Below are 12,372 nucleotides of genomic sequence, written 5' to 3'. Positions count from 1 at the left end.
AGTGATCTCTATGGGAAAGATACCATCATTATCAGAAGCACAGGCATTGCTGGAGCAGTATAACAAGGAGCCCTTCCACTTGCAGCACGCCAAGATCGTTTCCGGGGTCATGGGATATTTTGCAAAGGAATACGACCCAGACCGGACAGAGTTTTGGGAGGTTGTCGGCCTGCTCCACGACCTAGATTTTGAAGCATATCCCCAGCAGCACTGTTTGAAAGAACAGGAAATTATGAAAGAACTGGGATATGACGAAACGTTGATCCACGCTGTAGCCAGCCATGGCTGGGGGCTGACCGTGGACATAAAACCTGAATTGTTTCTGGAAAAGGTCCTGTATGCGACCGATGAGCTGACCGGATTGATCGGTGCAGTCGCAATCATGCGCCCCTCTAAAAGCGTTCAGGATCTGGAACTAAAATCTGTGAAGAAAAAATTTAAAAACGAGAGGTTTGCAGCGGGCTGCTCTCGGGAAGTGATCCAAAAAGGGGCCGAACTGCTCGGCTGGGAACTGGATGAACTGATAGAACGGACGATCCTTGCCATGAGAACGATAGAGGGCTGTTGACGAACCTTATAAAACGCGGTATAATACAGCTATAATGTGCACGGACACGAAAAAAAGAAAGAAGGTTTTTCCTATGAAAATCTATCAGGTTACCGATCCGCAGTTTCAAAAATACGGAACTGTCCTAAAGGATTACGATTTCACCGAACTATGTAAGGCGATGATGGAAACCCCGCTTCCGGACGATGTTGCCTATGTTCCGTCTGTTCCCGAGCTGGAAGCATGCAAGGTGTTTGAGGACCTCACCGTAAAAGGATACGGGGAACTTCCGATCCAAATTGGCTACTGCAACGGTCACAACCACCTGCTTAACGCGGTAGAATACCACCGTTCTTCCGAAATGGATATTGCGGCGACCGATCTGATCCTTTTGCTGGGCTGCCAGCAGGACATTCGCGACGATCTTACCTATGATACCGCCAACATTGAGGCGTTTCTGCTTCCTGCCGGCGTTGGGGTAGAGCTTTATGCGACCACCCTGCACTACGCGCCATGCAGTGTTGACGGAAAAGGCTTCCGCTGCGTAGTCGTTCTTCCGAAAGGGACCAATACTGATTTGGAACAAAACCACGCCAACGGGGAAGACAAATTGATCACCGCTAAAAACAAATGGCTGATTGGCCATAAAGAAGGCGGTTTTTCAGGCAATGAATTCATTGGCTTAGTGGGCGAAAATATCTCTGTGGAATAAAAGGACACAAAAAAGGCTTTGTCTATGACAAAGCCTTTTTATTTATTCTTCCAACTCTTCCAGTTCTTTCATCCACAGCGCAGCCGAAGCGTCGCTTGGCATCCGCCAGTCGCCGCGCGGGGACAAGGTGACCGACCCCACCTTAACGCCGTCCGGCAGGCAGGAGCGTTTAAACTGCTGAGAAAAAAATCTGCGGTAAAACACCTGCAGCCACTTTAAGATCGTTTCGCGGGAATAGGTGTGCTGGAACGCGTATTCCGCTAAATAGAACACCTTTTTGGGATGAAATCCGAAGCGCAGAATGTAGTATAAAAAGAAATCATGCAGTTCATATGGCCCTACAATGTCCTCTGTCTTTTGGGAAATTTCCCCGTCTACCGCCGGGAGCAGCTCCGGGCTGACCGGGGTATCCAAAATATCATACAGCACATCGTGGATCGTTTGGCTTGAAGTATCGTCCGCATAATACGCTACCAGATGCCGCACCAAGGTCTTGGGGATCGACGCATTCACTCCGTACATAGACATGTGGTCCCCATTATAGGTCGCCCAGCCCAACGCAAGTTCGGATAAGTCGCCCGTCCCGATCACCAACCCGTTTTTCTGGTTCGCTACATCCATCAGTACCTGGGTGCGTTCCCTCGCCTGAGAATTTTCATAGGTTACGTCATGCTGCTCCTCATCCTGCCCGATGTCCCTAAAATGCTGGGATACCGCTTCCCCGATCGGGATCTCTTCAAAGGATACGCCCAATGCCTCTGCCAAAAGCTGCGCATTGGAACGGGTGCGGGAGGTGGTGCCAAAGCACGGCATGGTGACCGCTAAAATATCCTTCCGGGAACGGTGCAGGGAATCCATCGCCATGACGGCAACCAGCAAAGCCAGTGTGGAATCCAGCCCGCCCGAAAGCCCGACCACTACAGTCCGGGCATTGGTATGCACCAGACGTTTGCGCAGGCCCGCCGCTTGCAGGGTAAGGATCTCCTTGCAGCGCACCCGTCGTTCCCCTGCTTCATAAGGAATGAAAGGGCGCGGAGAAACAAACCTGGTCAGTTCAGTGCTTCGACACGGGAAATCAAAGGTCACAAACTCATAGCCTGCATCCTGATGGACGAAGGTATTCATCCGGCGGCGTTCCTCCGCCAGACGCATAATATCAATCTCGCTGACGATCAAATCGTTGCTGAACAGATCGCTTTCTTCCAGCAAAACCCCGTTTTCCGCGATCAGGTCATGCCCGGCAAACACCATATCCGTGGTGGATTCCCCTTCTCCGGCATCGGCATACAGGTATCCGCACACCAGCCGTGCAGACTGCCCTGTTACCAGATCCCTGCGGTAGGCACTTTTCCCCACCGTTTCATCGCTGGCCGAAAGGTTCGCAATGATAGTAGCCCCTGCCTGCGCATGCGAAACAGACGGTGGGTTCGCTACCCAAAGGTCCTCGCAAATCTCAAACCCAACGGTAAATTCCGAAAAACGGGAGTAAGAAAACAACAGCTTTGTCCCAAACGGATAGCTTTTTCCCCCGATTTCAATGGTAGTATTCTCGGCCGGGGCAGGCGTAAAATGGCGCTGTTCATAAAACTCGCTGTAATTGGGCAGGTTCGTTTTCGGCACCGCTCCCAAAATCCTTCCATTGCAGAAAACCACCGCACAGTTATACAGCTTCTGATGATTGATCAGCGGCGCGCCCACCGCTACCAGCATATCGTGCCCGGCCGTTGCTTTACGGATCTCCTCCAGCGCGGTAAACACCCCGTGCAGCAAGGTATTCTGCAAAAACAGGTCCCCGCAGGTGTAGCCTGTCAGGCAAAGCTCCGGAAGCACCAGCAATTTAGCCTGTGCGTCCCGGGCGCGCACGATCGTTTTCAAGATTTGGGCGGCATTGTATTCACAATCCGCCACGCGGATCGACGGGGTTGCGGCCGCCACCTTAATAAACCCATATTTCATGATGATTCTCCTTTAGCTGTTTGCATCCAAATCACTATAATATACTATACATGACCCGTCCTGAACTTTCAAGACTTTCCGGCTTTTTTAAAAGCCTGCTTTTATCAGTCTGCTCTATATCCTCGAAATACAAGCTGTTATTTTTTTTGATTTGTGCTATAATAAATTATCATAGACAAGGAGGGAACGTCATGGAGTTGTTTTCCAAACAGACGCTGGACTTTTTATTTGAAAACCGTTTCAATGATAGTCGTATATGGTTTGAAGAACATAAAAATACTTATCAGGAAACGGTATTCGCTCCTCTGCACGATTTGTCAGAGGCCTTGGCCCCTACTGTGCTTCAGATCGACCCTAAGCTGACAACTGCTCCGCGGGTGGACAAGACCATTTGCAGGATTAGACGGGATACCCGTTTTTCCCATGATAAGTCCCTTTACCGCGACAATATGTGGATCATCTTTAAACGCGGAAAAATGCATGGCACCGAGGTGCCGGGCATCTATTTTGAAATCTCTCAGCATGGGTTTGAATACGGCTGCGGGTTTTATCACGCTTCGCCGGCTTACATGAATCTTCTCCGGGAAAAAATCATCGGCGGTGACCGGGATTTCCAAAAGGCGCAGAAAGCGCTGGCCGCGCACCCTGCCTTTCAGATCGTGGGAGAACGCTATAAACGCCCCCGTTTTTCCGAATATCCGGAGCCGCTTCGCCAATGGCTGGAGCAAAGGGAAATCAGCGTGATCGCTCAAAGTAAAGACTTCCCTCTGCTTTTTTCGGACCGGCTCGCTGGATTTTTGCAGGCAGAGTTAAAGCGCCTTGCCCCAGTCTATCAGTTCTTCCTGAAAGTTGCACAGGAATATAACGCTGCATCCATCAAATAAAAAACCGGAAAGGGGAAAAATCCCTTTCCGGTTTTTTATTTGAGAAATAGATTATTTCCCTAATACTTCTTTTACTTTTTTTGCAATATGCGGTGCAGTCAGACCAAACAGGTCGATCAATTCGGTTGCCGGACCAGATTTTCCAAACTCGTCATTTACGCCGATTTTATAGACTGGAACCGGATTTTCAGCAATCGCGCCGATAACAGCGTCGCCAAGGCCACCGATGACTGAATGCTCTTCCACAGTTACGATCTTTCCGGTTTCCGCCGCAGCTTTCGCAACCAGCTCGGCGTCGATCGGTTTAATGGTGTGGATGTTGATGACCCGCGCGTCGATCCCCTCAGCTGCCAGATCTTCCGCCGCTTGTAAGCTTTCGCTGACAGTCAGGCCGGAAGCAACAATGGTAATATCTTTTCCGTCGCGCAAAGTAACGCCTTTGCCCAGCTCAAATCGATAATCCGGACGATCGTTGATCACCGGAACAGCCAGACGTCCAAAACGCAGGTAAACCGGGCCGTCATGCTCTAAGGCGGCGCGGACAGCAGCTTTTGCTTCCACATCATCGGACGGATTGATCACTACCATGCCCGGAATGGTTCTCATCAAAGCAATATCTTCGTTGCACTGGTGGGTCGCGCCGTCTTCCCCAACCGAGATCCCGGCATGGGTCGCGCCGATCTTAACGTTCAGGTGCGGATAGCCTACCGAGTTTCTTACCTGTTCAAAGGCGCGTCCTGCCGCAAACATGGCAAAGGAACTTGCGAACGGGATCATGCCAGCCGCCGCCATACCAGCAGCTACGCCGATCATGTCGCATTCCGCGATCCCACAGTCGATGTGGCGTTCCGGATATGCTTTCTTAAAGATCCCGGTTTTGGTCGCAGCCGCAAGGTCGGCGTCCAAAACGACCATATTCGGAAAATCAGGGAAGCATTCTACCAACGCGTTCCCGTAGCTGTCTCTTGTTGCGATCTTCTTTACATCTGCCATTATCTTAGCCCTCCAATCCTGCTGCAATCGCGTTTAAATCTGCCATTGCGATCTCGTATTGTTCCGCATTCGGAGCGGCCCCGTGCCAGCTTGCCTGGTTCTCCATAAAGGAAACGCCTTTTCCTTTGACAGTTTTCGCAATAATGGCAGTCGGCTTGCCTTTGGTTTCCCTTGCCTTAGAGAACGCGGCGGCTATTTCATCAAAATCGTGACCGTCGATGGTCAAAACCTCAAAGCCGAACGCTTTAAACTTTTCATCGATCGGATATGGAGACATCACGTCCGCAACGCTTCCGTCGATCTGCAGGCCGTTGTTGTCTACGATTACGACCAGATTATCCAGTTTGTTGTGCGCCGCAAACATCGCCGCTTCCCAAACCTGGCCTTCCTGGATCTCGCCGTCGCCCAGCAGGGTGTAAACGCGGTAATCCCTGCCCATCAGCTTGCCGGCCTTTGCCATCCCGCATGCGGCGGAGATCCCCTGTCCCAGCGAACCGCTGGACATATCAACACCCGGAATGTGCTTCATGTCCGGATGCCCCTGCAATCTTGCTCCGACCTTCCGCAGTGTTTTTAATTCTTCCACCGGGAAAAAGCCTCGATGTGCCAATGTGCTGTAATAGCCCGGCGCAACATGACCTTTGCTTAATACAAAACGGTCCCTGTTTTCTGCCTTTGGATTTTCAGGGTCAACATTCATCTCTACAAAGTACAAATATGTAAAAATGTCTGCCGCGGACAAAGAGCCGCCCGGATGCCCGGATTTTGCTTGGTACACTGCTTCGATCGCACCTTTACGGACTTCGTTGGCAGTTTTTTTCAGTTGTTTTACATCCATACTACACACCTACCTAATTACGAATTTTTACAGGAAAAGCCACTCCAGTTTTCCCCCTGCATTTCTGCTTGAATACATTGTTTATTGTACTGCAAACAGTCTAAAAAGTCAATGAAAACCCCTGCCTGCCGGAAAAAAGGGAGAGCCTTACGCTCTCCCTTTTTTCGGTATTTCCGACTTTCTGCTTTTTATAAAGAAGCGGTTCATCAGCCCGTAAAACAAACTGAACAGCAATACGCAAACCACGCTCAAAATCCCAATTACCCAGCCCATCTCTGCGGTAAAGGGGGCGATCTCGAACAGGGAGCGGAATACCGTCAGGCCAATCCCCATCCCAGTAATGACAAAGAGAAATAACGCCGTCCTGATCGGGGTAAACGGCACCGAGATCCGAAGCAGCAGCAAGATACCGGTCAGCGCGGTCAGCACGACCGCCACTGTGGACACCTGCTCATGAGTCAGGTCAAACCAGCCCTGGAACAAGTAGACCAGCCCGATATTGATAACGATCGTCAATGCGCCGGGAATTGCCCGGGAAATGATGTTCCAGAAGAACTTCCCGGTCACGCGGTCGTGGTTCGGCTCCAGCGCCAGAATAAAGGAGGGGATCCCAATGGTAAACGCCCCCACCAACGACATCTGGATCGGCTGGAACGGATAGCGCATATGAATCACTACCGTCAGCAGCCCCAGCAGGATGGAAAACAATGTTTTCACTAAAAACAAAGACGAGCTTCTCTGGATATTGTTGATGGTACGGCGTCCCTCCGCCACCACCTTAGGCATGGCGGAAAAGTCGTTTTCGATCAGTACAAGCTGCGCTACATTCCGTGCCGCATCGCTCCCCGCGGCCATGGCGACCGAGCAATCTGCTTCCTTTAAAGCCAAAACATCGTTGACCCCATCGCCGGTCATAGCGACCGTATGCCCGTGCTCCTTCATTGCCCGGATTAGCTTCTGCTTCTGCTGCGGGGTCACGCGCCCAAACACATGGCAGCGTTCCGCCGCCTCTTTCAATGCTTCATCCGTCTTTAACAGGGTAGCGTCCACAGCCTCCTGCGCGTCGGGAATCCCCGCCTGTCTGGCGATATTGGATACCGTAGTCACGCCGTCCCCGGAAATCACCTTCAGCCGCACGCCCTGCTCGGTGAAATAGCGGATCGTATCACTGGCTTCTTCCCTGATTTTATCCTGAATCAGCACCAACGCAACTGGTTCTGCCGCTCCAGCCATATCGCCGTCCTCGGTAAACCCGCCCGGCACATGGGCGACTGTCAGCACACGAAAGCACCCCGCGACCTGTTCTATCGTATCACGCACCAGAGAAAAACGGTCTTTTAGAATAAATTCACCGGCGCCCATCACATAACTTTCTCCGTTACCCAGCACGGCCCCAGACCATTTCTTTTCCGAGGAAAAATCAACAAATCGCGCTACCGGCAGGCTGTCTTCTTTTTGGTAATACTTTTGCAAGGCCTTAACGGTAGAATTTTCATCGTGCGATCCTTTGGCGATCGAGGCCAAAATGCGGGAAACCGATCCCTCATCCTGCCCGGGAAGCGGGATCACCCGTTCTACCTCCATCTCATCGCAGGTAATAGTCCCGGTTTTATCCAGACACAGTACGTCGACCCGTGCCAGCGTTTCAATACAGTATAAATGCTGGACCAAAACCTTGTTTTGCGAAAGCCGGATCACCGATACCGCCAGCACCGTACTGGTCAAAAGGATCAGCCCCTCAGGAATCATGCCGATCAGCGCGGCGACGGTATTCACGATCGCACTAGAAGCGGTTGCCCCCTCGGCGGTGTACTGGTTCCAGAACAGAATCGCGCCTAACGGGAAAATAATGATAGAAACAAACTGAATGATCCGGTTAAAGGTGGTCATCATCTCTGATTTCACCTGCTTGATATACTTGGCGCTGCTATTGATCTGGGAAGCATAGTTATCTTTCCCAACATGGATGACACGGGCAATGCATTCGCCGCCTGTGATAAAACTGCCGGACATCAAGGTGTCCCCCACCCGTTTCCGGATCAGGTCGGATTCTCCGGTCAGTAGGCTTTCATTGACCATACATTCCCCGGATACCACCTCCGCATCAGAAGGGATCTGCGCACCGCGCCCCAACCGAATGATGTCATCCAAAACAATGTCTTCTATAGGAAGTTCCACAAACTCACGGCCGCGCAGTACTTCCGTTCGCTCTAACACCACAATAGAAAGCCGGTCCACCGCCCGTTTCGAGCGGATCTCCTGAATGATCCCAATCAGGGTGTTGCAGATGATGACTCCCATAAACAGCATGTTTTTATAGGAACCGACGACCAGCAGTACAGCCGCTAGCATAAAATTGATCAGGTTAAAAAGGGAGAAGATATTCTCCACTAAGATCCGTTTGATTGATTTTGTCTTTACATCAACGTTGACATTTATCTGTCCTGCGGCCACCCTTTGGGCTACTTCCTGTTCAGTCAGCCCCTGTCCGTTCCACTCCATAGCTTCCGATCTCCTTTGAACCAGCTATTCCTTTTCTGGAATACTTCAACGAACAGTATAACATATCCCCTGTGGGGATTCAACTAAGGAAATCAGAAGAAAATCTTAAGATAACCATAATTTTAGTTTTTCCGGCCTATGACGACGCAAGGAAAAAGAGACAGGTCACCCCGCCTCTTTTTCCTTTTGCGCGAGCATCTCAAAATAGGCTTGATTGTACTGATAGATGTCAGATTCCGGGTGGATCGTACCCGAAAGATCATGGTAAAAACGCGCTACGGTGTGATTCCCCAAACGGTCATAACACACACAAAGCTGGACAGCCGGAATAAATCCATAGCAGTCCGGCAAAACAAAAGCCCCACTTTGGTCGTCCCTTGGGGTGGAAAGCGCGTGCTCATACCAGTAAATTGCCTGTTCATACCGGCTTTCCTGAAAAAAGCGCCAACCGATGTCACAGCATGTTTCCGCGCGCGGAAGGCTATAGGCAAAGCTGTGGAACAGCCAGTATAATGCCTGTTCATTGCTTTTACTGCAATTTGCCAATATCCGGCAGGCCTCTATTTTATTTTCTGTCCAACCGTCCGGGTTTTCCAAAAACTGCTCTAGCTGCCGGGCTGCCTTTTGATATTCCCGGTTATCATAAAGCTCTCGTCCATAGTAAAATTCCTCCCTCGGGGAAAAAGGCACCCCCTGGCTGCGCTTATGTTCAAAAATCTTCAGGTTGCGCGTCGGATCGCCGGGTGATGTTTTGGCATGGGTCACTGCAATATCAGAATACACAATCTCCCCAAACGGGGCGACCGCCTCATGAATAAAGCCATGCCATCTGGGATTTTTTTCACGCTTTAGCAGTCGTTCCCGGTAGTAACACAAATTGTCCTCCATCCCTGTGCGGTATTTCATCATCACGCAGTCAACCTCTTCGGAAAGCGTTTCTTTCAGGACTATCAATGCTTTCCGGTCCTCTGGTGTCAAAATATCGTCTGCGTCCAGCCACATGCAATATTCCATCTTGGCCTTGGAAAAAGAAAAGTTGCGCGCTGCTGAAAAATCTTCTGTCCAGATGAACGGGTATACCTGTGCTGTATAATTTTTCGCAATCTCTACTGTGCGGTCCGTGCTTCCGGTATCCACGATAATAACTTCGTCAAAGACCCCAGCCACGGTGTTTAAACACCGTGGTAGGTTTTCCTCTTCATTTTTTACGATCATACACAAACTAATGGTAATCATAATTCCTCCCGCCCTGTCTTGCAGACATCACGGCAAATCATACGCTGCGATACTGGTATTGGAGAAGGTAACTGTATTGGAATTGCTCACCAAGGTGATCACTGTCCCTGCAGTTACCCGTACCAGCGCCGCACCGGAAAGCGTGGTGCTGCCTCCAGAGGTCACAATATCCCCGATCGTTAATGTACCCGGGATCTGCGTTCCGTTTTCATTCAACTGCACACTGACTCGCAGCGGGACGCTAGCTCCTGTCGCCGGCGCCGCATTGGTAGTAAACGTAATGTGATATAGGCCGCCTTCCGCAAAGGTGATCGCCCCTGTATTAGCTGTATGGGTAATCGCGGTCCCCTCTGTAAGCTGGTTGTCACTGAATACCAAAGGATCCCCAACTGCCGTTGGAGTCTGGGCGGCTTCATTCGTTGCGTACAAAGCATTTGGCGTTGGAAGTGTACCGGTAGCACCGGTCGCTCCTGTTGGGCCTGCTGGGCCGGTAACGCCCGTTGCTCCCGTTGCTCCCGTCGGGCCTGCTGGGCCGGTAACGCCTGTGGCCCCCGTTGCTCCTGTCGGGCCTGTCGGACCGGTAACGCCTGTGATTCCCGTTGCTCCCGTCGGGCCTGTCGGACCGGTAACGCCTGTGAGTCCCGTTGCTCCTGTTGGACCTGTCGGACCGGTAACGCCTGTGAGTCCCGTTGCTCCTGTTGGACCTGTCGGGCCTGCTGGGCCTGCTGGGCCACCCGCTGGGCCTGTGGCTCCGGTAGTTCCAGTTGCTCCAGTGGGACCCGTAGCTCCTGTCACACCAGTGACTCCAGTGGCACCCCGGGGAATGATGAAATTCAGTGTCGGACAGCAAGGATTTCCTGTATTTACAACTCCCGCTGCAGTCCCTGGCTCCCCGGTCACAGTAGTGCCGATCCGAATCGGCGTACACGAGGGCGGGCAACTTGACTGGCAGGATTGTTCGCATGATCTATCATCAGAAGAAAAGACCATTGTTCATACCTCCTAATTGTATTGTCGTGATACGACATTACATTCTATCCTTTTTTTCTGTATTTCGTGATTCTTTCTCGTTTCTGCACACAAAAAGACCGGGCGGGATTTCCGTCCGGTCTTTTTGATTTGTTATTCTTTCCATGGGTTAATGATAAATTTTCCTGTTCGCCGCAGTTCTGCACTGGATAACACCTCTTCCAGCCCAGACAACCCCCGAATTTCTGAAACCATAGAACTTACATCTATTTTTTTAGAGTTGATCAGATCCAAAGCACGCTGTTGTGTGTATGGGTTAATAAAGGAAGCTTTTAACACGACCTCCTTTTGGAAAATCTCAAACGGCTTGATCGACACCTCGTCGTCCGGTTTTGTCAAACCGAACATCATAACGACAGAGTATTTTCCCGCTAAATCAATCGCCTGACGAATCGTCTGCTTTAAGCCTGCACATTCAATCACAACGTTGATCCGGTCAATATTCTCCTCCTTTAAAACTGCTTTGACGTCTTGGCTTATTGGATCGATACAAAGATCCGCACCTAACTTCTTGCCCAATTCCCGTTTTCCTTCAACTGGTTCCAGCAAAATAACCCGGTAGGCACCAGCCAAACGCGCTAGCTGTACCATCAGTAAGCCAATCATACCGCCGCCGATCACCATAACTGTTGAAGACGGGGTGATTTCACATAAATCTATCCCATGCAGGCAGCAGGCGACAGGTTCAGTCATGGCACCTTCCTCAAAGGTAGTGCTGTCCGTCAAATGATATACCTGTGATTCGTTGACCGAGCAATATTGTGCGAAACCGCCTTCTACAATCGTTCCAATACCAATCATATTTTCGCAGAAATGGCCGATCCCGCTTCTACAGTAATAGCACTTCCCGCACAGCTGGTTGGGGTCTACACAAACCCGATCGCCTATTTTTACTTCGGTAACCGCATCCCCCACGGCTTCTACAATCCCGGAAAATTCATGTCCCAAAACGGTTGGCGGATTTGTATCTGCCGCACCTTTATCTCCCTCATAAATGTGGACATCTGTCCCGCAAACTCCGCAGGCCATTACTTTAATCAAAACATCATTTGCCCCTACTTTGGGAAGTTTTCGTTCTTCTAGCCGCAGATCATGTTTTCCATAAAAAACCGCACTTTTCACCTTATAAATCCCCTTTACACCCGGCAACCGCCCTTATTTTTCTTTTAGTATAAGAGATTTACTATAAAAAATCAAGTAGAATTTATCAATCATTACAGGATCGAACAGTCCAAAGAACTGCTGCGCACGACAAAACTGAAAATTTATCAGATCGCAGAGCAGACAGGATTTCTGTAAGGGTTTCCGCACGGAAACCCTCATTCATTGAACAAAAAGGAAAAAAGACGACTACTGCAAAAGAACAAATACTCGTTACACTCGCATTGTTCCGACAGCCGCTGCCGTTCGGACAACTGTTGAAACACAGGGCAGGCTTTCCGTACCAGGCAAAAGAAAGTAAAAAAAGAAGCAGAGATTTTTCTCTGCTTCTTTTTTTGGCTCCCCCTGTCTGGCTCGAACAGACGACCCTGCGGTTAACAGCCGCATGCTCTACCGACTGAGCTAAGGAGGAATAAACGACAAAAACACCTTTTCAGGTGTTCCTATCGTGACGGCGTCTATCTATTTTCCCAGGCCGTCGCCAGCCAAGTATTTTCGACGCAAGTGAGCTTAA

General features: G+C 50.4%; 10 protein-coding genes and 1 tRNA gene. 3 read left to right on the top strand and 8 right to left on the bottom strand.

The window, feature by feature from the left end:
- The first annotated feature begins 10 nt into the window (after positions 1–10).
- Together CIB36_RS00075 and CIB36_RS00070 are read left to right on the top strand one after the other, a co-directional pair.
- Positions 11–568, top strand: a complete 558-nt coding sequence (locus CIB36_RS00075) for a hydrolase (protein WP_093987605.1) — start codon at positions 11–13, stop codon at positions 566–568.
- A 73-nt stretch (positions 569–641) separates the two neighbouring features.
- Positions 642–1,259, top strand: a complete 618-nt coding sequence (locus CIB36_RS00070) for a DUF4867 family protein (protein WP_093987604.1) — start codon at positions 642–644, stop codon at positions 1,257–1,259.
- Positions 1,260–1,301: 42 nt separating this feature from the next.
- Here CIB36_RS00070 and CIB36_RS00065 read toward each other — a convergent pair whose 3' ends face one another.
- A complete protein-coding gene (locus tag CIB36_RS00065) occupies positions 1,302–3,215 on the bottom strand; it encodes an NAD(+) synthase (protein ID WP_093987603.1) in 1,914 nt (637 codons plus the stop codon).
- 191 nt (positions 3,216–3,406) lie between these two features.
- On the opposite strand from CIB36_RS00065, the gene CIB36_RS00060 reads away from it, so the two are divergent.
- Positions 3,407–4,099 (top strand): DUF2461 domain-containing protein, encoded by a 693-nt coding sequence (locus CIB36_RS00060; protein WP_158662517.1) that lies wholly within the window; start codon positions 3,407–3,409, stop codon positions 4,097–4,099.
- 51 nt (positions 4,100–4,150) lie between these two features.
- Here CIB36_RS00060 and CIB36_RS00055 read toward each other — a convergent pair whose 3' ends face one another.
- The 7 genes from CIB36_RS00055 to CIB36_RS00025 form a co-directional block, all read right to left on the bottom strand.
- Positions 4,151–5,092: a transketolase family protein gene (locus CIB36_RS00055; protein WP_093987601.1), complete on the bottom strand. Its 942-nt coding sequence runs from the start codon at positions 5,090–5,092 to the stop codon at positions 4,151–4,153.
- 4 nt (positions 5,093–5,096) lie between these two features.
- Positions 5,097–5,930, bottom strand: a complete 834-nt coding sequence (locus CIB36_RS00050) for a transketolase (RefSeq protein ID WP_093987600.1) — start codon at positions 5,928–5,930, stop codon at positions 5,097–5,099.
- A 147-nt stretch (positions 5,931–6,077) separates the two neighbouring features.
- Positions 6,078–8,432 carry a cation-translocating P-type ATPase gene (locus tag CIB36_RS00045; protein WP_093987599.1) on the bottom strand — a complete coding sequence of 785 codons (2,355 nt, stop codon included), beginning with the start codon at positions 8,430–8,432 and terminating at the stop codon, positions 6,078–6,080.
- Positions 8,433–8,597: 165 nt separating this feature from the next.
- Positions 8,598–9,668 carry a glycosyltransferase family 2 protein gene (locus tag CIB36_RS00040; protein WP_093987598.1) on the bottom strand — a complete coding sequence of 357 codons (1,071 nt, stop codon included), beginning with the start codon at positions 9,666–9,668 and terminating at the stop codon, positions 8,598–8,600.
- A gap of 27 nt (positions 9,669–9,695) precedes the next feature.
- Entirely contained in the window at positions 9,696–10,658 is a 963-nt protein-coding gene (locus CIB36_RS00035) for a collagen-like protein (protein WP_093987597.1), read from the bottom strand.
- 132 nt (positions 10,659–10,790) lie between these two features.
- The gene (locus CIB36_RS00030) at positions 10,791–11,819 is read right to left on the bottom strand and encodes a zinc-dependent alcohol dehydrogenase family protein (RefSeq protein ID WP_093987926.1); all 1,029 of its coding nucleotides are present in this window, start codon (positions 11,817–11,819) and stop codon (positions 10,791–10,793) included.
- Between the two features lie 375 nt (positions 11,820–12,194).
- A tRNA-Asn gene (locus CIB36_RS00025) sits at positions 12,195–12,270 on the bottom strand.
- Positions 12,271–12,372: the final 102 nt, after the last annotated feature.

Origin of the sequence: Massiliimalia timonensis (assembly GCF_900186585.1) — a bacterium.
Taxonomy (GTDB): Bacteria; Bacillota; Clostridia; order Oscillospirales; family Ruminococcaceae; genus Massiliimalia; species Massiliimalia timonensis.
Note: the sequence above shows the minus strand (reverse complement) of the source record. Positions and strands in the feature narration are given on the sequence as shown.